General features: G+C 75.2%; 8 protein-coding genes and 1 pseudogene. 5 read left to right on the forward strand and 4 right to left on the reverse strand.

Annotated elements, in window-relative coordinates; all coding sequences use genetic code 11:
- Positions 1–252: 252 nt before the first annotated feature.
- Complete coding sequence (locus tag IOD16_RS17960) at positions 253–1440, reverse strand: cytochrome P450 (protein ID WP_201440954.1); 1188 nt, start codon at positions 1438–1440, stop codon at positions 253–255.
- 443 nt (positions 1441–1883) lie between these two features.
- Between IOD16_RS17960 and IOD16_RS17965 the strand changes: the two genes are divergently transcribed.
- The 4 genes from IOD16_RS17965 to IOD16_RS17980 are packed head-to-tail and all read left to right on the forward strand — an operon-like array spanning position 1884 to position 7011.
- A complete protein-coding gene (locus tag IOD16_RS17965; RefSeq protein WP_123741783.1) occupies positions 1884–3224 on the forward strand; it encodes a KamA family radical SAM protein in 1341 nt (446 codons plus the stop codon).
- 36 nt (positions 3225–3260) lie between these two features.
- Positions 3261–4535: a pyridoxal phosphate-dependent aminotransferase gene (locus IOD16_RS17970; protein WP_201440955.1), complete on the forward strand. Its 1275-nt coding sequence runs from the start codon at positions 3261–3263 to the stop codon at positions 4533–4535.
- The gene (locus tag IOD16_RS17975) at positions 4532–5458 is read left to right on the forward strand and encodes an ACP S-malonyltransferase (protein ID WP_201440956.1); all 927 of its coding nucleotides are present in this window, start codon (positions 4532–4534) and stop codon (positions 5456–5458) included. Before IOD16_RS17970 ends, IOD16_RS17975 begins: the two co-directional genes overlap by 4 nt.
- Positions 5459–5475: 17 nt before the next feature.
- On the forward strand, positions 5476–7011 hold the full coding sequence (locus IOD16_RS17980) for an AMP-binding protein (RefSeq protein WP_201440957.1): 1536 nt from the start codon (positions 5476–5478) through the stop codon (positions 7009–7011).
- Between the two features lie 84 nt (positions 7012–7095).
- On the opposite strand, the gene IOD16_RS17985 is transcribed toward IOD16_RS17980, so the two are convergent.
- Complete coding sequence (locus tag IOD16_RS17985) at positions 7096–8694, reverse strand: AMP-binding protein (RefSeq protein WP_201440958.1); 1599 nt, start codon at positions 8692–8694, stop codon at positions 7096–7098.
- Between the two features lie 227 nt (positions 8695–8921).
- Here IOD16_RS17985 and IOD16_RS17990 point away from each other — a divergent pair, with 227 nt between their 5' ends.
- Entirely contained in the window at positions 8922–9170 is a 249-nt protein-coding gene (locus tag IOD16_RS17990) for an acyl carrier protein (protein ID WP_123741788.1), read from the forward strand.
- 45 nt (positions 9171–9215) lie between these two features.
- On the opposite strand, the gene IOD16_RS17995 is transcribed toward IOD16_RS17990, so the two are convergent.
- Both IOD16_RS17995 and IOD16_RS18000 read right to left on the reverse strand, forming a co-directional pair.
- A complete protein-coding gene (locus IOD16_RS17995) occupies positions 9216–10109 on the reverse strand; it encodes a proline iminopeptidase-family hydrolase (protein ID WP_201440959.1) in 894 nt (297 codons plus the stop codon).
- A 57-nt stretch (positions 10110–10166) separates the two neighbouring features.
- Positions 10167–26090 (reverse strand): annotated as a pseudogene (locus tag IOD16_RS18000) (type I polyketide synthase); the annotation flags it as partial.
- Positions 26091–26102: the final 12 nt, after the last annotated feature.

Consider the following 26102-nt stretch of genomic DNA (forward strand, 5'->3'; position numbering starts at 1 on the left):
CCGTTCGGGTCGGTCCTGGGCACGACGCGTCCCGCCACCGGGCGCTGCCGCGGTCGCGGGGTTGCTGCGCCGCCCCCGGCGGGTGGCCGGGGGCGGCGGTGGGTCACTGGGCGGGCGCCGGCGCCGGGCCGGTCTCCGGGGTGGCGGTCATCGGGCGTCGCGGTGTCGCCGGACGCCGAAGCGCTGCCGGCCGGCCCGACGACGCGGTCACGGCGCCGGGGTGCGGTCGGGGGTCGACGTCCGCCACCCGGTTCACCACTGCACCCGGAGGACCTTCGGACCGCGCACCAGCAGCCCCTTCTTCCACTCCACGCCGTCGTCGCCCCCGGAGAGCCGGAGGTCCGGGAAGCGGGTGGTGACGGCCTCCAGCGCGACCTGCAGCTCCATCCGGGCGAGTTGCGCGCCCAGGCAGTGGTGCGGCCCGTGGCCGAACGCGACGTGCGGGTTCGACGCCCGGCGGAAGTCGACGTCCTCCGGGTCGGTGAAGATCTCCGGGTCGCGGTTGGCGCCGGGCAGCGACACCAGGATCGGCTCGCCCTGCCTGACCACGACGTCGCCGAACCGGACGTCCTCGGTGGCGTAGCGGGGGAACATCGCCGCCGGGTTGAGCGGGATCAGCCGGAGCAGCTCCTCGACGGCGGCCGGGATCAGCTCCGGCTCCGCCTTGAGCATCTCGTAGTGCCCGGGGCTCTTGAGCAGCGCGTACAGGAAGTTCGGGATGTGCGTGGACACCGTCTCCGACCCGGTCAGCAGCAGGCCGACGCCGACGATCGACAGCAGCTCCTGCTCGCTGAGCTGGTCGTGCTCGTCGCGGGCGTGCACCAGCACGCCCAGCAGGTCCTCGGTGGGCTGCTCGCGGCGCTGCGCGACCAGGCCGCCGATGTAGCCGAACAGCTGCTCGACCTGCGCCATGATCGGCTGGGCGGTGCTGGTCAGGCCTTCGGTCCAGACCCGGAACTTGACGTGGTCCTCGACCGGGACGCCCAGCAGCTCGCAGATCACCGTGACCGGGAACGGCATCGCGAAGTGCTCGACCAGGTCGGCGGAGGGCCCCTCGGCCACCAGGTCGTCCAGGCACGCGTTGGCGATGCGGACCGCGTTCTCCCGCATCTCGTTGACCCGGCGGGCGGTCAGGGCCTTGCCGACGAGCTTGCGCAGCCGGGTGTGCTCCGGCGGGTCGAGGCCGATGATGCCCTCGTAGGTGATCTCCTCGCGGGTGCGCGGCTGGTCCTGCCCCTGCGCCGCCGCCCGGCTGAACCGGGGGTCGATCAGCACGGTCCGGACGTCGTCGTAACGGGTGGCCAGCCACGCTTCCTCCCCGTAGGGCAGCTGGACCCGGCTGACGGGCTCGTCCCGCCGCAGGGCGCCGTACAGCGGGTCGATGTCGACGCCGGGAGCCTCGCTGAACGGGTATCTGCGGACCTGCCGGGTTGCTGTCACTGGGGTCTCCTCCGGGTGTGCGTCCGGGCCGCGCCGGTCCCGTCGAAGGCCTGCGGGAGTGGATCGACGAACACCGCCGCGAACGGGCTGGTGGGGGTCACCCCGGCACGCTGGGGGGAAGCGTAATGACGGGCGCGGGCCGGAACACACCCCCGCGGGCCCCTACGCCGCCCCTATCGCCGGCCGTCCCCGGCAGGTGCCCCGACCGGGTCCGGGCGGGGGCCGGCGGAGCGGTCGGCGGAGGCCACCCCTCCCGGTCGGCAGGCGTGGTGAGGGGTGGCGCAGGGGCGGCGGTAGGGGTTGCGCCCAGCGGGTTGCGTCTAGGGTCGGCCCAGGCCCACCGCAGACTCCCGACTGCCGTCCGGAGCGCGTCGCACCGCGGCACGCGAGCACGCTCGCCGGCCGATCCCCGCACGAACCCCGGAACGGAAAGGTGCTCGCGCATGTCCCTGACGGCGGCGTTCGCCGAGGAACCGGTCAGGTTCCGCTCGTTCGGCCCGCACCACCTGTCCGAGGTCGCGGCCAGGCACGGCCTGCGACCCGAGCTGCTCGACGCCGTCCGGACGATCTCGCACGTGCTGCCGTTCCGGGTCAACGAGTACGTGCTCACCCACCTCGTGGACTGGGACCGGGTGCCCGACGACCCGATCTTCCGGCTGGTGTTCCCCCAGCGCGGCATGCTCGCCGAGGCGGAGGAGGCCGAGCTGGCCCGGCTGTCGCGGGCCGACGACCGCCGCGGCCTGCGGGAGGCCGTCTCCCGCATCCGCGCGGGGCTCAACCCGCACCCGGCCGGGCAGCAGCAGCTCAACGTGCCCACCCTGGAGGGCGCCGACCTGCCGGGGATGCAGCACAAGTACCGCGAGACGGTGCTGTACTTCCCCCAGCAGGGCCAGACGTGCCACGCCTACTGCACCTACTGCTTCCGCTGGGCGCAGTTCGTCGGCGACGCGGACCTGCGGTTCGCCGCGCCCGGCCCGGACCTGCTGACGCGCTACCTGCGGCGGCACCCGGCCGTCACCGACGTGCTGATGACCGGCGGCGACCCGATGATCATGAGCACCGAGCGGCTGCGGTCGCACATCGAGCCCATCCTGCGGGTCGACACGGTGCGGACCGTCCGGATCGGCACCAAGTCGGTGGCCTACTGGCCGTACCGGTTCACCACCGACTCCGACGCCGACGACGTGCTGCGGCTGTTCGAGCAGGTGGTGGCGTCCGGCCGGACGATGGCGGTGATGGCGCACTTCAGCCACCCGCGCGAGCTGCGGACCGCCGCCGCTTCCCGGGCCCTGGCCCGCATCCGCGCCACGGGCGCGGTCGTGTACTGCCAGGCGCCGCTGGTCAAGCACGTCAACGACGACCCGCACGTGTGGACGGACATGTGGCGCGACCAGTTGTCGGCGGGCCTGGTCCCCTACTACATGTTCGTCGAGCGCGACACCGGGCCGCGCGAGTACTTCAAGGTGCCGCTGGCCCGGGCGGTCGAGATCTTCCAGGCCGCCTACCGCACCCTGCCGGGCCTGGCGCGGACCGTGCGGGGGCCGAGCATGTCGGCGACGCCGGGCAAGGTCGTGGTCGACGGGGTGGAGGAAGCCGCCGACGGCAGGCACTTCCGGCTGAGGATGGCCCAGGCCCGTGACCCCGCGCTGGTCGGCAGGCCGTTCCGCGCGCGGTTCTCCGAGACGGCGTCGTGGCTGGACGAGCTGGAGATCGACCCCGGCACGCCCGCGGACATCGTGGACGCGCTGGCCGCCACGGCGAACGGGTCCGCCGTCGCGAGCTGAGCAGGGCCGCACCCCTCCCACGACGAAAGGTTCGCTGTGGCTGTCCGCAGGATCTCGGCCAACCTGGCGCTCGACCACGCGGTGGCGTCGCGCCAGGCGGCGGGTGAGTCGATCGTGCACCTCGGGTTCGGCGAGGCCCGCCTGCCCGTGTTCCCCGGCCTGGTCGACCGGCTGGTGTCCGGCGCCGGGCGGAACTCCTACGGTCCGGTGCCGGGGTCGGCGGGCGCGCTGCGGGCCGTCGCCGGCTACTTCGACCGACGCCGCCTGCCGACCCGGCCCGAGCAGGTGGTCCTCGCGCCCGGCAGCAAGGCGCTGCTGGTCGCGCTGCAACTCGCCGTCCCCGGCGACGTGCTGCTGCCCGCGCCCTGCTGGGTCACCTACGCGCCCCAGGCCGTCCTGGCGGGCAAGGAGGTGTTCGCGGTGCCGATCCCGGCCGAGTGCGGCGGTGTGCCGGACCCCGACGCCCTGCGCGAGGCGGCGCGGGCGGCGCGGGCGGCGGGCGCGAACCCCCGGATCGTCGTGCTCACCGCGCCCGACAACCCCACCGGCACCACCGCGACACCCGACCTCATCCGGCGGATCTGCGCGGTCGCCGAGGCCGAAGACCTGCTGCTGGTGTCCGACGAGATCTATCGCGACCTCGTGCACGACCCGGACTTCGAGTACCTGAGCCCGGCCGAGGTGGCCCCCGACCGCACGGTCGTCGTCACCGGCCTGAGCAAGAGCCTGGCGCTGGGAGGGTGGCGGATCGGCGTGATGCGCTTCCCCGGCACCGAGGACGGCGAGCGGATGCGCGCGGACGTCGCGTCGGTGGCCAGCGAGGTCTGGTCCACGTTGGCGGGTCCGATGCAGGAAGTGGTCGAGTACGCGTTCGACGAGCCCGCCGAGCTGGTGGCCCGCCGCGACGCCGACGCCCGGTTGCACGGCGCGCTCGCGCGGGCCGTGCACGACATCGCCGCCAAGGCGGGAGCGCTGGTCCGGCCGCCCACCGGCGGGTTCTACGTGTACCCGGACTTCGAGCCGCTGCGCGACCGGCTGGCCGCGACCGGCGTGGTCGACGGCGACTCCCTCCAGGAGCACCTGCTGGAACGGCACGGCGTGGCCGTCCTCGCGGGCGGCCACTTCGGCGACGACCCGCGCGGTCTGCGGTTCCGGGCGGCCACGAGCGTGCTCTACGGCGACCGCCCGGAGCTCCAGCAGGAGGCGATGGAGGCCACCGACCCGACGGCGGTGCCGCACGTGGCGCGGGCGCTGGACGTGGTCGAGCTGGCGTTCACCGCGCTGGGCACGACCCCGGGAGGACGGCCGTGACGCCGCCCACCGCGATCGCGTTCCCCGGCATGGGACCGACGAAGTTCGCCGACGTCGCCAAGTTCGCGTTGATCAACCCGTTCGCCCGGGAGCTGTACGCGGTCGCGGACGAGGTGCTCGGCTACGACCTGTTCGCCGCGCTGCGCGACAGCGCCGCGGACTACGCCGAGGCCGACCAGGTCGCTTTCCTGGTGCACAGCCTGGCGTTGGCCCGCTGGGCGGAGCACGAGCACGGGTTCACGCCGCTGCTGGTGACCGGTGCGAGCTTCGGCGGCAAGGCCGCGGCCGTGCACTCCGGCGCGCTGTCCGCGGCCGACGGCATCCGGCTCACGGCACAGCTCGTGCGGTTGGAGACCGAGTACTTCGCCACCCGGCACGCCGACGTGGTGACCCTGTCGTTCGCCCGCACGCCACCCGACGAGCTGGCCGCCGCGCTCGCCGAGCTGGACGACTGGCACGAGCTGTCCTGCGAGGTCGACGTCGACCTGGCCATGGTGTCGCTCAAGCGGGACCGGGTGGAGTGGCTGTCCGACCGCCTGCGCGCGGCCGGCGGGCTCCCGCTGTACGTGATGGACCCGCCGCTGCACGTCAGCCTGTTCACCGACCTGCGGGACCGGATCGAGGCCGAGCTGCTGCCCGCGCTGGAGTTCCGCGACCCGGCCGTGCCGGTGGTCGCCGACCAGGACGGCTCGCCGCGCACCACCGCCGACGGCGTGCGGACCATGCTGCTGGACGGCGTGGTGCGGGCGGTGCGGTGGCCGGCGGTGGTGCGGTCGTTGAAGGGCAGCGGGATCGAACGGCTGTGCGTGGCCGGGCCGGACGCCCTGTTCGGACGCGTTCCCGGCACCACCGACAACTTCACCGTGCTGGCCGCCACGCCGAGGCTCGCGACGCGCCCGCGCAGGCGGCCCGCGCTGGTGTGACCCCGAGGGAGGACCCCATGTCCACGCGAGCACCGCTGTCGTCCGACGACCCCGCGCTGCACTCGCGGTTCCTGCGCGGGCTGGCGGCCCGCCCCGACGGTGTGGCGCTGCACCTGGAGGACGGCACCCGCCACACCTACCGGGAGCTGCACGACCTGGCGCTGAGCTGGGCGGGCGCGCTGGTCGACGCGGGCGCGACCGGCGCGGTGGGCGTGCTGGCGGACAAGACCGTCGAGGCCTACGCGGGGCTGCTCGCCGTGCTGTACGCGGGTGCGACCGCCGTGCCGCTGCACCCGGGCTTCCCGGCCGCCCGCACCCGCCGGATGCTGCTCAGCGCCCGCGTGGACGCGGTCGTGGTCGACCGGGCCGGGCTGGCCGCGCTGGCCGAACTGGCGCCGGAAGGGGTGGCCGTGCTCGCGCCCGACGCGGACCCGCTGGGCGACCTGCGGCGCCTGCCGGTCGGCGAGCCGCTCGACGCGCCCCGCCCGGTGTCGCCGGAGGACACCGCCTACGTGCTGTTCACGTCGGGGTCCTCGGGGCGACCCAAGGGCGTGCCGATCACCCACCGGGCGGCGGACCACTACTTCTCGGTGATCGAGCGGCGGTTCGACTTCACCGCCGACGACCGGTTCTCCCAGGCGTTCGACCTGAACTTCGACTGCGCGATGTTCGACCTGTTCTGCGCGTGGGGGCACGGCGCGCAGGTGCACCCCGTGCCCGGCGGCGCGTACCTGGACCTGCCCGCGTTCGTCGCGGAACGCGGGGTGACGGTGTGGTTCTCCACCCCGTCGGCGATCACGCTGGTGCGCCGCCGCGGCGGGCTGGGGCACGGGTCGATGCCGGGTCTGCGCTGGAGCCTGTTCGCCGGGGAGGCGCTGCGCGCCGCCGACGCGCTGGACTGGCTGAGCGCCGCGCCGGCGTCCGGGCTGGAGAACATCTACGGGCCCACCGAGCTGACCGTCACGATCACGGGGCACCGCTGGACGGACGCGACGCCCGCGTCGTGCGTCAACGGGTTGACGCCGATCGGCGAGGTGCACGAGGGCCACGACCACCTGCTGGTGGCCGAGGACGGGTCGTTCGCCGCCACCGAGGGCGAGCTGTGCGTCACGGGTCCGCAGATGACGCGGGGCTACCTCGACCCGGCCGACGACGAGGGCAGGTTCCTGGAGCACGACGGCCGGCGCTGGTACCGCACCGGCGACCGGGTGCGCCGGCACGCGGACGGGACGCTGGTGTACCTGGGTCGGCTGGACTCGCAGGTGCAGCTGGCGGGGTGGCGGGTCGAGCTGGCCGAGGTGGAGCACGCGTTGCGGGCGTGCGCGGGGGTGCGGGACGCGGTCGCGGTGACCCGTGCGACCGAGAACGGCTTGGAGCTGGTCGTGTTCTACACCGGCGACCGGACGCCGGCGCGGCTGCTGTCCAAGGAGCTGCGCGACGTACTGCCGGCGGGGATGCTGCCCCGGGAGTACCGGCACGTCGACGACTTCCCGCTCAACTCCAACCGGAAGGTGGACCGCGGGGTGCTCACGACGTGGGCCGCGGAAGCCTGACCGACCGTCGAAACCCTGCGCCGGACCGCGCGCGGTGTGAGCGCGGGGTTGCCCTCGCGCCCACACCGGCGGCCTTGGAGCGGGTCAGCGGCGGCCGGTGGCGCCCGGCACGCGGGCCGCCAGCGCCGGGCGGTCCACCTTGCCGTTCGGGGTGGTCGGCAGCTCGTCGAGCACCTCGACCCGTTGCGGCACCATGTAGTCCGGCAGTGCCTCCATGCAGAACGCCTTCAGCTCCAGCTCGTCCAGGGCGCCCGCGCCCGCCGCGAGCACCGCGAACACGCCGAGCACCGGTTCCCGGTCGGCGAGCGGCAGCAGCAGCGCCGTCGCCGCCGCCACGCCGGGGAACTCGGCCACCCGGCGCTCCACCTCGCCCAGCTCGACCCGGTTGCCCCGGATCTTCACCAGCGAGTCGACCCGGCCCCGGAAGTACAGCTCGCCGTCCTCGCCGCGGCGGGCCAGGTCGCCGGTGCGGAACACCACCTGGCCGGAGCGGGGGTTGAGCGGGTCGGGCACCAGGGCGCGCGCGGTGGCCTCCGGGTCGTCCCAGTAGCCGGTGAACAGGGCGCCGCTGCGCAGGTGGATCTCGCCGAGGCCGCCCGGCTCGTCCACCGGGTCGCCGTCCTCGTCGATCAGCGTCATCTCCGCGCCGGGGTGGGCGAAGCCGATGGGCAGCTCCTCCACGCCGTCGGGCAGCGGGTCCGGCACGTCGGTGAACGACGCCGCCACCGACTCCGAGCTGCCGAAGCAGTTGACGATCCGCACGCCCGGCACCGCCTCGCGCAGCCGGCGCAGCTCGGGCAGCGGGAACTTCTCGCCGGAGTACAGCACGCCCCGGATGCCGCCGCCGAGCTCGGCCAGCAGCTCCGGCTCGTGCCGCAGCACGGGTCGCCAGATCGAGGGGACGCCGTTGACCTGGGTGGCCCGCGCGTCGTGCAGGAACTTCACCAGCCGGCGCGGCCAGCGCAGCAGCTCGCGCGGCACCGGCACGACCGCCGCGCCGCTGCCCAGCGCCAGGCCGATGTCCAGCAGCGAGAAGTCGAACTGGAGGGGCGAGGTGGTGGCCACGCGGTCCTCGGCCGACACGATGCCGTGTGCCAGCATCCCGCGGAAGAACGCCAGGATCGCGCGGTGGCTCATCACCACGCCCTTGGGCCGGCCGGTGGTGCCGGAGGTGAAGATCATGTACGCCGGGTCGGCGGGGGTGATCTCCCGGCGGCGCCTGCGGCGCGGCGCGGGCGCGCGATCGACCTCGAGACCGTCCGGACCGAACCGGGCCAGACCGATCCCCTCCGCCAACCCGTCCCGCCGGCCGGTGTCGGCCTGCAGGTGCAGCGCGGGCGCGACCGCGTCCACGATCGCGCGCAGCCGCTGCGCCGGGGTCTCCGGGCTGACCGGGATGTAGGTCAGGCCGAGCGTGGAGCAGGCGAGGAGCGCGGCGATGGACCACGACGTGGTGTCCGACTCCAGCACCACCCGGTCGCCGACGTCCAGACCGAGGTCGTCCAGCCGCGCGGCGAGCTCGGCCACGCGGCGCTCCAGCTGCCGGTGGGAAATGGCGCCGAACTCCTCGCCGGTCGTCTCCACCACGGCCGGCGCCTCCGGCGTCAACCGCGCCCCGGCGAGCAGGAATTCGTGCAGCGTCGCCACCGAGTCGTGCGCGCGTGCGAAAACAGGGCGAACCATGTCCGGAGTGCACCTCATCCCAATTCCGGCATCACCGAGAAGTGCCGCCGGTGACGCTATCAGCGCAGCTCAAAGCCTTAACCCCAAGGCCACCCCTAGCACCCCCCTGACCTACCCCGAGCAACCCCCGAGGTATTTCCGACGAGCATTCCGCCGGCGTTGTCCGTGCTACTTTTCACGTTGTTCCGGTCACTCGACCGATCGTGAATACGGAAAGGGCAGCCATCATGTGGGACCAGCGTTTCGAGGAGATCCTGCGCGCGCACCTGCCGTTCGTCGAACCGGGCGAGGAGCTGACGCCGGACGCCGAGCTGCGCGACCTCGGGCTGGATTCGCTGGCGATGGTCGACCTGCTGGCCGCGCTGGAGAAGGGCTACGGCGTCCGGTTCCGCGACGACGCGCTGAAGGCCGAGACGTTCCGCACCGCGGACGCGCTGTGGGGTGTGCTGTCGGGCATGTTGGAGCACACCGCGTGACCGGGCGGGGGTGGTGGAAGGGCCGGTCCGGCCCTTCCACCGTCCCTACAGGCCTTTGAGGAAGTCCAGCAGGATCGCCCGGAACCGCTCCGGCTGCTCCAGGTGCGGCAGGTGGCTCGCGCCCGGGACCTCCTCGTAGCGGGCTCCCGGCACCAGCTCGTGGAACGGGGCGATGGCGGCGGGGGTCACCTCGTCGTGCTCGCCGCGCACCACCAGCATGGGCACCGCGATCCTCGGCAGGTCCGGCTCGACGGTGAAGTCCTTGAGCGTGCCGGTGATGTGGAACTCGGTGGGGCCGTTCATGGTCCCGTACACGGTCGGGTCCGACCCCAGTTCCAGGAACGACGCGGTCAGCTCCGGGGGCAACGGCTGAACCCGGCACACGTGCGTGGTGTAGAAGACCCCGGTGGCCCACTTGTACTCGGGGTGCTCGTAGTCGCCCGTGGCCTCGTGCCGGTCCAGCGCCTCCGCCACCGCGGGCGGCAGCGCGCGGCGCAGCGCGGCCAGTTCCCCGATCCACCTCGGGTAGGAGGCGGGCGAGTCGGCGACGACCAGTCCGGTGAGCCCTTCCGGTCCGCGCGCGGCGTGCGCGGCGGCCAGCACGCCGCCCCACGACTGTCCGAACAGGACGTACCGGCGCACGCGCAGCGCCGCCAGCAGGTTCGCCAGCTCGTCCAGGAACAGCTCGGGCGTCCAGAAGTCCGCGCCCCGGTCGCGCAGGTGCGTCGAGCCGCCGTTGCCCAGCTGGTCGTAGTGCACGACCGGCCACCCCTCGTCCACGAGGTTGGCGAGGCCGAGCAGGTAGTCGTGCGTGCTGCCCGGCCCGCCGTGCACGACGACGACCGCGGGTCGGTCCGCGCCGAGGTCGCCGGTGACCCGGTACCAGGTCTTGTACGGCCCGAACGGCACCGTGCCCTTCGCGCTGGGCGGCGGGATCATCGGCAAAGCGCACTCCACCTTCGTCGGGCGGGACGCGCCGGGCGCCCCGCCGGTTCGTCACAGACCGCGCAGCCAACCCAGGACCGCGTCGGCGGTGCCCTCGACGTCCGACTCCATCATCGTGAAGTGGTCGCCCGGCACCTCCACCAGCTCGTGCTCGCCCTGCCAGACCGCTCGCCACGAGTCACCGCTCTCGGGTCCGGCCAGGGAGCGCGCCGGACGCACGAACAGCACCGGCGCGTCCGGGTCGCCGAGCGGCACCGACGGCAGGAGCCGGGAGTACCGGCCCATCGCCGACAGCCGCGCGCCGCCGAACCCGCCGAACGCCGACTCCCGGGCCAGCAGCGCGCCGAGCATCCGGCTGAAGAAGTCCGCCGTGGTGGAGCCGGTGGTCGGGTAGGTGTCCAGCAGCCCGATACCGGCCGGCCCGTGCCCGCGCGCGGCCAGCAACGCGGCCGTGCCGTGCGCGAACAGCCCGCCGGAGCTGTAGCCGACCAGCGCGTACGGCCCGCGTCGGACGACCGGTTCCAGCGCGGCGGCGAAGTACGCCACGGCCGCCTCGGCGGTCGCGGGCAGCGGCTCGTCGGCGCGGAACCCGGGCGTGGGCAGCACCAGCACGTCGGCCCGGCCGCGCAGCCGGGCGGCGAACCGGGCGTACTGCTGGGGCCCGTCCAGCGCCATCGGCGAGCCGAAGCACACCACCGTCACCGGGCCGCCCGAGTCGCGGGCGAGCACCACGGGGTCCGGGACCGGCCCGGCGTGCGCCACCTCCGCGAACGACTCGCGGACGTCGGACACGGCGGTGATCAGGGCCAGCGCCTCCGCCACCCGGCCCGCGCCCACCGCTTGGCGGAACAACGCGCCGACCGTGTCGTCGGTCCCGGCGCGCGGGCCGTCGGCCGGGCTCCCGGCGAGCTCCGCCCGCAGGTGCGCCGCCAGCCGTGACGGCGTGCCGTGGTCGAAGACCGCCGTGGTGGCCAGTCGCACGCCGGTCCGCGCGTTCACCGCGTTGCGCAGCTCCACGGCGGTCAGCGAGTCCAGGCCCAGTTCCACGAACGCCCGGTCGTCCTCCAGCGCGTCCGGCCCGTCGTACCCGAGCACGGCCGCGGCCGCTTCGCGCACCAGCAGGCGCGACCGGGCGTCCAGGGCGGCGGCGTCCAGACCGGCCAGCTCCCGGCGCAGCGCCGCCTGGTCGGTCGGCGCGGCGGTGGAGGCCCGGCGGACCGACGCGGGCGCCAGGCCCCGGAGCACCGGCGGCACCGGGCCGGCGCCGCGCAGGTCGAGCTTGATCGGCACCGCGGTCGCCTCGGGTCGGGCGCACGCGGCGTCGAACAGCGCCAGCCCCTCCGCCTCGGTCAGCGGCACGACGCCGCCGCGCGCCATCCTCTCCCGGCCGCCGTCGCCGAGTCCTCCGGTCATCGTGCTCGCCGCGTCCCAGAGGCCCCAGGCGAACGACTGGGCGGGCAGGCCGGCGGCCCGGCGGTGCAGGGCGAACGCGTCGAGGAACGCGTTGGCCGCCGCGTAGTTGGCCTGACCCGCGCCGCCCACCACACCGGCCGCCGAGGAGAAGACGGTGAACGCGGTCAGCTCGCCGGTCAGCTCGTGCAGGTTGAGCACGGCGTCGACCTTGGGCCGCAGCACGGCGTCCACCCGCTGCGGGGTCATCGACGCCAGCACGCCGTCGTCGAGGACGCCCGCCGCGTGCACCACCGCGGTCACCGGGTGGTCGGCGAGCAGGGCGGCCAACGCGTCGCGGTCGGCCGCGTCGCAGGCCACCACCGCCACCCGCGCGCCGAGGCCGGTCAGCTCGGCCGCCAGGTCCGCCGCGCCGACCGCCGCGAGTCCGCGACGTCCGGCCAGCACCAGGTCCCGCACGCCGTGCGCGGTCACCAGGTGGCGTGCCACCCGGCCGCCCAACGCGCCGACGCCACCGGTGACCAGCACCGTGCTGCCCGGCCCGAACGCGCTGCCGGGCGGGCCTTCCGCCAACGGCACCCGCGTGAGCGCCGGGACGTGCGCGGTTCCGGCGCGCACGACCACCTGCGGCTCGCCGGAGGCCACCACGTCCGGCAACGACCTCGCGGACTCCTCGTGCACGTCGAGGTCGACGAGCAGCACCCGGTCCGGGTGCTCGGCCTGCGCGGACCGGACCAGGCCCCACACCGCCGAGGCGGTCGGGTCGGTCCCGTCCTGCGCGCCGCGCGTGAGCAGCACCAGCCGAGCGGCGTCGAAGCGCGGACCGGTCCACTCGTGCAGGAGCGCCAGCACCCGGTGCACGACCGCGCGCACGCCGGCGGCGGTCGGCCCGGCGGACGGCGCGACCTGCACGACCGCCAGTTCCGGCACGCCGCCGTCGAGGACCTGCCCCAGGGCGGTGAGGTCGGTGTGCGCCTCGACCACGTGCCCGGCCGCCTTGAGCGCCTCGCCGACCCCGAACTCGTCCGCGCCCAGCAACGCCCAGCGCGCGCTCGGCCCACCGGGCAGCGCGACCGGCGTCCAGTCCAGCCGGTGCAGCCCGTCCACCCGCGGCCTCGGCCGGTCGGCGAACGGGCGCAGCGCCAGCGACCCGACGGTCGCGACAGGCCCGCCGTCCCGGTCCGCCAGGTCGATCACCGCGCCGTCGCGGCCGGTGATCGCGATCCGGGCGCGCAGCCCGGCCGCGCCGGAGGCGTGCTTCGTGACGGCGCCGAACTCGAACGGCAGGGCGGGCGGCTCGTCCTCGCCGCGCAGCAGGCCGATCGCCTGCACCGCCGCGTCCAGCGCGGCCGGGTGCAGGCCGAACCGCTCCGCGCCGTCGACGGGGTCGATCTCGGCGAACAGCTCGTCCCCGCGCCGCCAGGCCCGCCGCAGTCCCTGGAACACCGGCCCGTAGCGCAGGCCCGCGTCGGCCAGCCGCTCGTAGAAGCCGTCGAGGTCGACCTCGGCGGCGTCGGCGGGAGGCCACTCGGTCAACGCCGCGCCGGTGGGGACGCCGGCGGTCGTGGTGAGCGAGCCCGACGCGTGCCGGGTCCAGCGCGCGTCGTCGTCCGGGTCCCGCCCGAACACGGCGACCGGGCGGCGGCCTTGGTCGTCGGGCGCCCCGACCGACACCTGGACGCCGACGCCGCCGTCCTCGGGCAGCACGAGCGGCGCGTGGAGGGTCAGCTCGGCCAGCGCGTCGCAGCCGACCAGCTCGCCGGCGTGCAGCGCCAGTTCCACGAACCCCGCGCCGGGGAACACCACCGCGTCGCCCAGCGCGTGGTCGGCCAGCCACGGGTGGGCGTGCCGGGACAGCAGACCGGTCGCCAGCAGCCCGTCCGTGTCGGGCAGCGTCGTGGTGGCGACCAGCAGCGGGTGCGCGGCGGACGTCAGGCCCGCGGCGGACACGTCGCCGCCTTCGGTCACCCCATCCATCCAGTAGCGGCGGCGCTGGAACGCGTAGTTCGGCAGCACGACCCCCGCCGCCGAACGCCCGGCGTGCACCGCGGACCAGTCCACGGCCGCGCCGACGGTGTGCAGGCGGGCGACCGCGGTCAGGACGGTGCGCAGCTCGTCGCGGCCGGCCCGCTGGGCGGGCACCAGCTCCGCGCCGCTGAACCCGCGCGCGGCGGCGGTCAGCGTGCCGTCCGGGCCGATCTCCAGGACCTTGGTGACGCCTCGGGCCTCCAGCTCCCCCACGGCCGCGTGGAAGCGCACCGCCGCACGCGCGTGCCGCACCCAGTAGTCGGCGGTCACCAGGTCGCCGCCCTCGGCGAGCGCACCGGTCACCGTCGACACCACCGGGATCGCCGGCACCCGGTACTCGACCCGCTCCGCCACCGCGCGGAACTCCTCCAGCATCGGCTCCATCAGCGGCGAGTGGAACGCGTGGCTCACCACCAACCGCTTGGTGCGCTTGCCGACCAGCCCCGCCACCACAGCCTCGACCGCCGCCTCCACCCCCGACAACACCACCGACGACGGACCGTTCACCGCCGCGACATCCACCCCGGCCACCAACAACGGCACCACCTCGGACTCCGCAGCCTCCACCGCCACCATCACCCCGCCCGGCGGCAACTCCCCCATCAACCGACCACGCGCCACCACCAACGAACACGCGTCCTCCAGGGAGAACACCCCAGCCACATACGCCGCCGCGAACTCACCGATCGAATGACCCGCCACCAAATCCGGCCGAACCCCCCACGACTCGAACAACCGGAACAACGCCACCTCGAACGCGAACAACCCAGGCTGCGCGAACTCCGTCCGATGCAACACCTCGTCATCCACCACCTCGGCCAACGGACGCGACAACAACGCGTCCACCACCCCGCACACCTCGGCGAACGCCTCCCGGAATACCGGGTGCGCGGTGAGCCCCGAGCCCATGCCGGGTCGCTGCGAACCCTGACCGGTGAACAGGAACGCCACCTTGCCCGGCGTCACCCGACCGCGCAGGGCGTCCGGTCCGGTCGCGTCGGCGGCCAGCGCCCGCAGCCCGGCGACGACCTCCGCCCGGTCGCCCACCACGGCGGCGCGGTGCTCCAGCGCGGCCCGGCGGGTGGCCGTGGCGGCGGCGACGGCGGCCAGCGCGTCGCCGTGGTCGGTCAGGTGGTCCGCCAGCCGGGCGGCCTGCGCGCGCAGCCCGGCCGCGGACTTGGCCGACACCAGCACCGGGACCGGCAGGTCGTCCGCCGGGGGCGCGGGCGTGGCCGGCGCGGGCGGCTGCTCGACGATGACGTGCGCGTTGGTGCCGGAGATGCCGAACGACGAGACGCCCGCCCGCCGCGGCCGGTCGGTCGCAGGCCACGGCCGCGACCGCGTGAGCAGCGCGATGTCGCCGGACGTCCAGTCCACCCGGGACGACGGCCGGTCGACGTGCAGGGTCTTCGGCAGCACGCCCGCCCGCATGGCCATGATCATCTTGATCACGCCGGCCACCCCGGCGGCGGCCTGGGTGTGGCCGATGTTCGACTTGATCGAGCCCAGGTAGAGCGGCTCGGCCCGGCCCTGGCCGTAGGTCGCGAGCACGGCCTGCGCCTCGATCGGGTCGCCCAACGTCGTGCCGGTGCCGTGCGCCTCGACCGCGTCCACCTCCGCCGGGGACAGACCGGCGCTCGCCAGCGCCTGGCGGATCACCCGCTGCTGCGCCGGCCCGTTCGGCGCGGTGAGGCCGTTGGACGCGCCGTCCTGGTTCACCGCCGTGCCGCGCACGACCGCCAGCACCTCGTGCCCGTTGCGGACGGCGTCGGACATCCGCTCCAGCACCAGCACGCCCACGCCCTCGCCCCACCCGGTGCCGTCGGCGCCGTCGGCGAACGACTTGCACCGGCCGTCCGGCGACAGCCCGCCCTGCCGGGAGAACTCGACGAACGTCTCCGGGGTGGACATCACCGTCACGCCGCCCACGAGCGCCATCGAGCACTCGCCCGAGCGCAGCGCCTGCCCGGCCAGGTGCATCGCGACCAGCGACGACGAGCACGCCGTGTCGACGGTGACCGCCGGTCCCTCCAACCCGAAGGTGTAGGCGAGGCGGCCGGACACCACGCTGCCGGCGTTGTGACCGGTGATGTAGTCGTGGTACATCGCGCCGGCGAACACGCCGGTGGGACTGCCCTTGAGCGTGGCGGGGTCGATGCCCGCCCGTTCCAGCGCCTCCCAGGCGGTTTCCAGCAGCACGCGCTGCTGCGGGTCGAGCAGCACGGCCTCGCGCGGCGAGATGCCGAAGAACTCGGCGTCGAACTCGGCGGCGTCGTGCAGGAACCCGCCCTCGGCGACGTAGCTGGTGTCCGGGCGGGTGCGCGTCGGGTCGTGCAGCCGGCGCACGTCCCACCCCCGGTCGGTCGGGAACCCGGTGACGGCGTCGCGGCCCTCGGCCACGAGCCGCCACAGGTCCTCCGGCGACGACACGTCGCCGGGGTAGCGGCAGGCCATGCCGACGACCACCACCGGGTCGTCGGCCCGCGCGGCGAGCACCGGGGCGGTCGGCGCGGCGCCGCCGTCGCCGACCAGTTCGGTGAGCACGTGATCGGCCAGCGACCGGGGCGAGGTGTGGTCGAACACCAGCGTCGTCGGCAGCCGCAGCCCGGTCGCGCCGGCCAGCGCGTTGCGGAACTCGACGGCGGTCAGCGAGTCGAAACCCAGGTCGGAGAACGCGCGATCGGGGTCGACCACGACCGCGACCGCGTGCCCGAGCACACCGGCGACGTGCGTCAGGACGAGGTCGAGCACGGCTTCGCGGGCTTCGGCCCGGGGCAGGGCGGCCACCCGGTCGGCCAGGTCGCCGGAGCCCGCCGTCCCGGCCCGCGCGGTGCGGCGCACCGGCCCGGCGAGGTCGCGCAGCACCGGGGCGAGGTGGGCGCCGCGCCCGCGCAACCCGACCGGGTCGAACCGGGCGGCCACCACGAGCGCCGCACCGGCCGCCACGCCCGCGTCGAACAGCGCCACGCCGGCCTCGGCGGAGATCGGCCGCACGCCGCCGCGCGCGATGCGCGCCCGGTCCTCGGCTCCCAGCTCGCCGGTGAGCGCGCTGTCCAGCTCCCACAGGCCCCACGCCAACGACGTCGCGGGCAGGCCGGCCGCGACCCGGTGCTGCGCCAGCGCGTCGAGGTAGGCGTTGGCGGCGGCGTAGTTGCCCTGACCGGGCGCGCCCAGCACCCCCGACAACGACGAGAACAGCACGAACGCCCGGACGTCGCCGACCACCTCGTGCAGGTGCCAGGCCGCGTCGACCTTCGGCCGCAGGACGGCGTCGACCCGCTCCGGGGTCAGCGCGGTGATCACGCCGTCGTCGACGACACCCGCGACGTGCACGACCGCCGAGACGTCCACACCGGCCAGCGCCCCGACCAGCGCCTCGCGATCAGCGACGTCGCACGCCTTGGACACGACCCGCGCGCCGGCCGCCTCCAGCTCCGCCACCAGCTCCGCGCCGCCACCGCGCCGGCTCAACAACACCAGGTCGCGAACCCCGTGGCCCACCACGAGGTGACGCGCGATCACCTGGCCGAGCGCGCCCGTCGCACCCGTGACCACCACCGCGCCGGTCCCGAAGTCCACCGGCCCGTCCGCGTCCGCCGCACGGACCAGTCGCGCCTGGTGCGGAACGCCGGCGCGGAACGCCAGCTGGGGTTCGTCGGAGGCCAGCACGACCGGGAGCGCGCGCTCGATCGGCGTGTCGTCGTCCAGGTCCACCAGCACCAGCGCCCGGTCCGGGTGCTCCGCCTGCGCGGACCGGACCAGGCCCCACGCCGCCGCACCGGCCGGGTCCACCGGGTCGCCCTCGGCCACGGGCACCGCGCCCCGGCTCGTCACCACCAGGCTCGCCGTGGCGAACCGGTCCTGCGTCAGGAACTCCTGGAGCACGTCGAGCACCCGGTGCGCCTGCGACCGCGCCGTCGCCGCGTCCGCGCCGCCGCCGACCGGCAGCACCACCACGGCGGGCGGGTCGTCGGTCGACGCGCCCCACTCGACCCACGGCACCGGGTCGCCGCCGGTGACGTCCACCGGCGTCCAGCGCACGCCGTGGAGCGGGTCGCGGCGGGCCACCGGCCCGGTGCCGAGTGGCCGCAAGGCCAAGGTCCGCGCGGTCAGCACGGGCGCTCCGGCCGGGTCGGTCAACCGCACGGCCACACCGCCGGGGACGGGCGCGACGTGCACGTGGGCGGTCGTGGCGCCGGTCGCGTGGACGGTCACGCCGCGCCACGCGAAGGGCAGCTCGGCGGGCCGCTCGCCGTCACCGGTCAGCGCGATCGCGTGCAACGCCGCGTCCAGCAGCGCCGGGTGCACGCCGTACCCGTCGACCGCCACTCCGTCGGGCAGCCCGACCTCGGCGAAGACCTCGTCGCCGCGCCGCCACGCCGCCCGCAGGCCCTGGAACACCGGGCCGTAGCCCAGACCCGCGGCCGCGAGCGCTTCGTACAGGTCGGCCGGCTCGACGGGTTCGGCGGCCGGCGGCCACGGCGCCACGTCGGCCGGGACGGGCGCTCCGGGCGCCAGGACGCCGGTCGCGTGCGGCGTCCACGGTTCGCCGCCCGCGGCGTCCTCCCGGGAGTGCACGGCCACCGCGCGCCGACCGGTCTCATCCGGCGCCGCCACGGTCACCTGCACCTGCACCGCGCCGTCCGCCGGCAGCACCAGCGGCGTCGACAGCGTCAGCTCCTCCACCGTGCCGCACGACACGTCGACTCCCGCGCGGAGCACGAGTTCCACGAACCCCGCGCCGGGGAACACCGCCGCGCCGCCCACCCGGTGGTCGGCCAGCCAGGGGTGCGTGCGCGACGACAGCCGCCCGGTGAACACCGCGCCCCCGGAACCCGCGAGCACCATCGCCCCGCCGAGCAGCGGGTGGTCGGTCGCGTCCATGCCCGCGCCGACCGGATCGCCGACCACGGCCGGGTCGTCCATCCAGAACCGCTCGTGCGCGAACGCGTAGGTCGGCAGGGCGATCCGCCGCGCGCCCCGGCCCGCGAAGAACCGCGGCCAGTCCACGGCGATCCCGTGCACGTGCGCCTGACCGACGGCCGAGTTGAGCGCGGTGACCTCGCCGCGGTCGCGCCGCTGGGTCGCGATCAGCACGACGTCCTGCGCCGAGTCCTGCGCCATCCCGGTCAGCACGGCGTCCGGACCGACCTCCACGAACCGCGACGCGCCCCGGCCCGCCAGGGCGGTCACCGCGTCCGCGAACCGCACCGCCTCGCGCACGTGCCGCACCCAGTGGTCGGCGGTCACCAGGTCGCCGCCCTCGGCGAGCGCGCCGGTCACCGTCGACACCACCGGGATCGCCGGCACCCGGTACTCGACCCGCTCCGCCACCGCGCGGAACTCCTCCAGCATCGGCTCCATCAGCGGCGAGTGGAACGCGTGGCTCACCGCCAACCGCTTGGTGCGCTTGCCGACCAACCGCGCCACCACCGACTCGACACCGGCCTCGACACCGGACAGCACCACCGACGACGGACCGTTCACCGCCGCGATGTCCACCCCGTCCACCAGCAACGGCAGCACCTCGGCCTCGCTCGCGCCGACCGCCACCATCGCCCCGCCCGCGGGCAGCTCCCCCATCAACCGACCGCGTGCCACCACCAACGAACACGCGTCGTCAAGGGAGAACACCCCGGCGACATGTGCCGCCGCGATCTCGCCGATCGAGTGACCCGCCACCAAATCCGGCCGAACCCCCCACGACTCCAACAACCGGAACAACGCCACCTCGAACGCGAACAATGCAGGCTGCGCGAACTCCGTCCGGTGCAGCGCTTCGTCCTCGACCACCTCGGCCAACGGGCGCGACAACAACGGGTCCAACCCGGCGCACACCTCGGCGAACGCCTCCCGGAACACCGGGAACGCCTCGCCCAGAGCACGACCCATGCCCACCCGCTGCGAACCCTGACCCGTGAACAAGAACGCGACCTTGCCGCGGCCCGCCGACCCGCGCGGCACCGAGGGAGAGGCGGTGTCCTCGGCCAGCGCGCGCAGCCCGGCCACCAGGTCGTCGTGACCGTCACCGACGATGGCCGCCCGGTGCTCCATCGCGGGGCGGGAAGCCAGCGACAGCGCCAGGTCGACGTCGGCGGCGCCGTCCACGACGGACAGCAGGCGGGCGGCCTGCGCGGGCAGCGCGGCGGCCGTGCGGGCGGACAGCACCCACGGCGCGGGGGCCGTGACGCTGACCGGCTCGGGCGCGGGCGTCGGGACCGGGGGCGCCTGCTCGATGATGGTGTGCGCGTTGGTGCCGGAGATGCCGAACGACGAGACGCCCGCGCGGCGCGGCCTGCCAGTCTCCGGCCACGGCACCGCCTCGGTCAGCAGCTCGACGTCGCCCTCCGTCCAGTCCACGTACGTGGAGGGCCGGTCGACGTGCAGCGACTTCGGCAGCACGCCGTGGCGCATGGCCAGCACCACCTTGATCACGCCCGCGACGCCGGCGGCGGCCTGGGTGTGGCCCAGGTTCGACTTCACCGAACCCAGCCACAACGGGTGCTCGCGCTCCTGACCGTAGGTGGCCAACAGCGCCTGAGCCTCGATCGGGTCGCCCAGTGTGGTGCCCGTGCCGTGCGCCTCCACCGCGTCCACCTCGGCGGGGCTGAGGCCGGCGTTGGCCAACGCCTGCCGGATCACCCGCTGCTGCGACGGACCGTTCGGCGCGGTCAGCCCGTTGGACGCGCCGTCCTGGTTCACCGCCGAACCGCGCACCACGGCCAGCACCGGGTGCCCGTTGCGCCGCGCGTCCGAGAGCCGTTCGAGCAGCAGCACGCCGACGCCCTCGGACCAGCCGGTGCCGTCCGCGCCGTCGGCGAACGGCTTGCACCGGCCGTCGGCCGCGAGACCTCCCTGTCGGGAGAACTCGACGAACGTCTCGGGGGTCGCCATGACCGTGACGCCGCTCGCCAGCGCCAGCGAGCACTCGCCGTTGCGCAACGCCTGCGCCGCCAGGTGGATCGCCACCAGCGACGACGAGCACGCCGTGTCCACCGACACCGCCGGGCCTTCCAGCCCGAACGTGTAGGAGACCCGGCCCGACACCACACCGCCGGAGCTGTGGCCGGTGACGTAGTCGTGGTACATCACGCCGGCGAACACGCCGGTGGCGCTGCCCTTGAGCGCGACCGGGTCGATCCCGGCCCGTTCGAACGCCTCCCAGGACGTTTCGAGCAGCACGCGCTGCTGGGTGTCCATGATCACCGCTTCGCGCGGCGAGATGCCGAAGAAGCCGGGGTCGAACAGCGCCGCGCCGTCGAGGAACCCGCCCTCGGCGACGTAGCTCGTGTCCGGGCGGGTGCGCGTCGGGTCGTGCAGGCGCGCGACGTTCCAGCCCCGGTCGGTCGGGAACGGGCCGATGGCGTCGCGGCCGTCGGCGAGCAGGTCCCACAGGTCCTCGGGCGAGGACACCCCGCCCGGGTAGCGGCAGGCCATGGACACGATCACGATCGGGTCGTCGCCGTCCGCGCCGGTGGCGGCGACCGCGGTCGCGGGGCCGTCCGCGCCGTGCAGCTCGACGTCCAGGCGGGCCACCAGCGCGAGCGGGGTGGGGTGGTCGAACACCAGGGTCGCGGGCAGCCGCAGACCCGTGTCGGAGACCAGCGCGTTGCGCAGCTCCACGGCCGTCAGCGAGTCGAACCCGAGGTCGCCGAACGCCCGCTCGGGGTCGACCGCGTCCGGCGAGCCGTAGCCGAGGACGCCGGCGACCCGGGTCCGCACCAGGGCGAGCAGGTGCTCGTGGCGCTGGTCGGGGGTCAGCCCGGCGAGCCCGTTCGCGGGCCCGGAGGACGCGGCGGCGGCCCGGCGGACGGGACGGCGCACGAGTCCGGCGAACGCGGGTGGCGCGTCGTCGCCGAGGGCGCGCAGCGCGGGCAGGTCCAGGCGGGCCGCCACGACGGCGGGCTCGGCCGCGGTGAGCGCCGCGTCGAACAACGCCACGCCCTCCTCCGGCGACAGGGGCAGGACGCCGTTGCGGGACAGCCGCGCCCGGTCCTCGGCGGTGAGGTCGCCGGTCATCGCGCTGTCCAGGTCCCACAGGCCCCACGCCACCGAGGTGGCCGGGAGACCTGCCTCGACCCGGTACCGCGCCAACTCGTCCAGGTAGGCGTTCGCCGCCGCGTACCCGGCCTGGCCCGGCGCGCCCAGCACGCCCGACATGGACGAGAACAGCACGAACGCCCGGACGTCGCCGACCACCTCGTGCAGGTGCCACGCGCCGTCCACCTTCGGCCGCAGCACGGCGTCCACCCGCTCCGGGGTCAACGCCGTCACCACACCGTCGTCCACGACGCCCGCGACGTGCACGACCGCCGAGACGTCCACGCCTGCCAACGCCTCGACCAACGCCTCGCGGTCACCCGCGTCGCAAGCCTTCGAAACGACCCGCGCACCGGCCGCCGACAGCTCCGCCACCAGGTCCGCGCCGCCGCCACGCCGGCTCAGCAGCACCAGGTCGCGAACGCCGTGCTCGGCCACCAGGTGACGCGCGATCACCCGGCCGAGCGCGCCCGTCGCACCCGTCACCACCACCGAACCGGCGCCGAAGTCCGGTCGGTCGGTGCTCTCGGCGGTGGTGGCGAGCCGGGCGACCGACACCTCCGAGCCCCGCACCCGTACCTGCGGCTCGCCGGCGGCCAGGGCGAGCGCGACCGGCGGGCCGAACGTCGCGGCGTCGGAGTCCAGCAGCACGAACCGGTCGGGGTTCTCCGCCTGGGCGGACCGCACCAGGCCCCACACCGCCGCGCCGACCGGGTTCGCCACCGCCGCGCCGGTCACCACGACCAGGTGGGACGCGGCGAACCGGTCGTGCGCCAGGAAGTCCTGGAGCACGCCGAGCACCCGGTGCACCTCGGCGCGCACGGCGGCCGGTTCGACGCCGTCGCGCACCGGCAGCACCACCACGGCGGGCACGTCCCCGTCGCCGACCGCGTCCCACTCGACCCAGGCCGGCTCGACCTGGTCGGTGACCTCCAGCGGCGTCCACCCCAGCGCGCGCAGCGGCGAGCGGGCGGTGGTCCGGGTGGCGCCGCTCGGGCGCAGCACCAGCGACTCCGCCGACAGCACGGGCGCGCCCGCGGGGTCGGCGGCCTGCACCAGCGTGCCGCCGCCGGGCGACGGCACGAGCCGCACCCGCAGCCCGGCCGCGCCGGTCGCGTGCACCGACACCCCGGACCAGGCGAACGGCAGGCCCCGGTGCTCCTCGCGGTCGCTCAGGCCCAGCGCGTGCAGCGCCGCGTCCAACGCGGCCGGGTGCACGCCGAACCGGTCGGCGTCCGCGTCCGGCAACGCCACCTCGGCGAACAGCTCGTCCCCCCGCCGCCACGCCGCCCGCAGGGCGCGGAACGCCGGCCCATAGGCCAACCCGCCCTCGGCCAGCCGCTCGTACAGGCCGGCCACGGGCAGTTCCTGCGCCCCGGCGGGCGGCCACTGCGCGAGGTCGAACGCGGCGCGCCGTCGTCCCGGCAGCAGCCGGCCCGCGGCGTGCCGGGTCCACGGCGCGTCGTCGTCCTCGGCGCGCGCGAACACCTCCGCGGTCCGGGCGCCGGCCGCGTCGGGCGCGCCGACGACCACCTGCACCCGCACCGCGCCGTGCTCCGGCAGCACGAGCGGCGCGGCGATCGTCAGCTCCTCGACCACGCCGCAGCGCGCGTCGTCGCCGGCGCGGGTGACCAGTTCCAGGAACCCGGTGCCGGGGAAGAGCACCGCGTCGCCGACCCGGTGGTCGCCCAGCCACGGGTGCGACTTCACCGACAGCCGCCCGGTGAGCACCAGGCCCTCCGAGCCGCCGAGCACGATCGCCGCGCCGAGCAGGGGGTGGTCGGCGGGGTCGAGGCCGGCCGCCGTGACCCCGCCGGTGCCGGGCGTGGCCTCCAGCCAGAACCGCTCCCGCTGGAACGCGTACGTCGGCAGCTCCACGCGTCGCGTGGCGCGGCCGGCGAACACCGCCGCCCAGTCCACGGCCAGGCCGGTGACGTGCGCGGTGGCCAGCGCGGTCAGCAACGCCTCCGGTTCGGGTCTGTCCCGCCGCTGGGAGGCCACCAGCACGGCGGCGTCCTGCGCGGAGTCCTGCGCCATCCCGGTCAGCACGGCGTCCGGGCCGACTTCGAGGAACCGCGACACGCCGTGCCCCGCCAGCACCGCCACCGCGTCCGCGAACCGCACCGCCTCGCGGACGTGCCGCACCCAGTACTCCGGCGTGGCCGGGTCACCCGCGGCGGCGACGGTGGACACGAAGGCGATCTTCGGCGCGGCGAACGGGATGCGGCCGACGACCTCGCGGAACTCGTCGAGGATCGGCTCCATCAGCGGGGAGTGGAACGCGTGGCTGACGACCAACCGCTTGGTGCGCCGATCACCCAGCCGGGCCACCACCGCCTCGACACCGGCCTCGGCGCCGGACAACACCACCGACGAGGGACCGTTCACCGCCGCGATGTCCACCCCGTCCACCAGCAGCGGCCGTACCTCGGCCTCCGAGGCCGCCACCGCCACCATCGCCCCGCCGGCGGGCAACGCCTGCATCAACCGGCCGCGCGCCACCACGAGCCGGGCGGCGTCCGCCAACGAGAACACCCCGGCCACGTGTGCCGCCGCGATCTCGCCGATCGAATGACCCGCGACGAAGTCGGGAACCACACCCCACGACTCCAACAACCGGAACAACGCCACCTCGAACGCGAACAACGCAGGCTGCGCGAACTCCGTCCGATGCAGCACTTCGTCATCCACCACGTCGGCCAACGGCCGCGACAACAACGGGTCCACCACCCCGCACACCTCGGCGAACGCCTCCCGGAACACCGGGAACGCCTCACCAAGAGCACGACCCATGCCCACCCGCTGCGAACCCTGACCCGTGAACAAGAACGCCGTCGAACCCGACCGCACCGCACCGCGCACGACACCGTCACCCGACCGCAGGCGTCGCACCGCGTCGGCGGTGTCGGTGGTCGACACGACCGCCCGGTGCTCCATGACGGACCGCGTGGTGGCCAGCGCGACGGCCGTGTCGAGGACGTCCGAGCCGGGGTCGACGGCCTCGGCGAGCCGGGCGAGCTGCGCGTCCAGCGCGGCGGCGGTGCGGGCGGACAGCAGCCACGGCACCGGCACGCCCTCGGGCCAGCCGGTCCCGGCGGGCGGTTCGGGTTCGGGGTCGGCCTGCTCCAGGATGACGTGGCCGTTGGTGCCGCTCACCCCGAACGACGACACCGCGGCCCGGCGCGGTCGGTCGACCTCCGGCCACGGTCGCGACTCGTCGAGCAGGCGGATGTGCCCCGAGGACCAGTCGACGTGCCGCGACGGTTCGCCCACGTGCAACGACTTGGGCAGCACGCCGTGCCGCAGGGCCATGACCGCCTTGATCACACCGCTGGCGGCCGCGGCGGCCTGCGCGTGGCCGATGTTGGACTTGACCGAACCCAGGTACAGCGGGTGGTCGGCGCTGCGCTCGCGGCCGTAGGTGGCCAGCAGCGCCTGCGCCTCGATCGGGTCGCCGAGCGTGGTGCCGGTGCCGTGCGCCTCCACCAGGTCGACCTCGGTGGACGACAGCCCGGCGTCGGCCAGCGCCTGGAGGATGACCCGCTGCTGCGACGGACCGTTCGGCGCGGTGAGCCCGTTCGACGCGCCGTCCTGGTTGAGCGCGGAGCCGCGCACCACGGCGAGCACCGGGTGCCCGTTGCGGCGGGCGTCCGACAGCCGCTCCAGCAGCAGCATCCCGACGCCCTCGGACCAGCCGGTGCCGTCGGCGGCGTCGGAGAACGGCTTGCACCGGCCGTCCGCCGACAGGCCCCGCTGCCGGGAGAACGCCACGAACGCGCCCGGCGTGGACATGATCGTGACGCCGCCCGCCAGCGCCAGCGAGCACTCCCGCTTGCGCAGCGCCTCCGCGGCCAGGTGCATCGCCACCAGCGCCGAGGAGCACGCCGTGTTCACCGTCAGCGCCGGGCCTTCCAGCCCCATGCTGTAGGAGACGCGGCCGGAGATGACCGCCGCCGTGCTGCCGGTGCTCATGTACGCCTCGACCGCCTCGGGCAGGTCGGTCAGCCGGTCCCAGTAGTCCTGCACGCTGGCGCCGACGTACACGCCGACCGGCTTGCCGCGCAGCGCGTCCGGGTTGATCCCGGCGCGCTCCACGGTCTCCCACGCCGCCTCCAGCACGACCCGCTGCTGCGGGTCCATGGCGAGCGCCTCGCGCGGGCTGATGCCGAAGAAGCCCGCGTCGAAGTCGGCGGCGTCGTGCACGAACCCGCCCTCGCGCACGTAGCTGGCCCCGGCGCGGTCCGGGTCCGCGTCGAACAGCGCGTCGGTGTCCCAGCCCCGGTCGGTCGGGAACGGGCCGATCGCGTCCCCGCCGTCCGCGACCAGCCGCCACAGCTCCTCCGGCGAGTTCACCCCGCCGGGGTAGCGGCACGCCATGGCGACGATCGCGATCGGCTCGCGGGCCTCGGCTTCCACGTCGTGCAGCCGCTGCCTGGTCTGGTGCAGGTCGGCGGTCACCTTTTTGAGGTAGCCGAGGAGCTTGTCTTCGTTCGTCATCGGGGGTGCCTC

The sequence above is a fragment of the Saccharothrix sp. 6-C genome, from assembly GCF_016695385.1.
GTDB lineage: Bacteria > Actinomycetota > Actinomycetes > Mycobacteriales > Pseudonocardiaceae > Actinosynnema > Actinosynnema texasense.

Coding starts and splice junctions, on each gene's coding strand:
- IOD16_RS17965 (WP_123741783.1), top strand. CDS start 1,884: ATGTCCCTGACGGCGGCGTTCGCCGAGGAACCGGTCAGGTTCCGCTCG.
- IOD16_RS17980 (WP_201440957.1), top strand. CDS start 5,476: ATGTCCACGCGAGCACCGCTGTCGTCCGACGACCCCGCGCTGCACTCG.
- IOD16_RS17985 (WP_201440958.1), bottom strand. CDS start 8,694: ATGGTTCGCCCTGTTTTCGCACGCGCGCACGACTCGGTGGCGACGCTG.
- IOD16_RS17990 (WP_123741788.1), top strand. CDS start 8,922: ATGTGGGACCAGCGTTTCGAGGAGATCCTGCGCGCGCACCTGCCGTTC.
- IOD16_RS17995 (WP_201440959.1), bottom strand. CDS start 10,109: ATGATCCCGCCGCCCAGCGCGAAGGGCACGGTGCCGTTCGGGCCGTAC.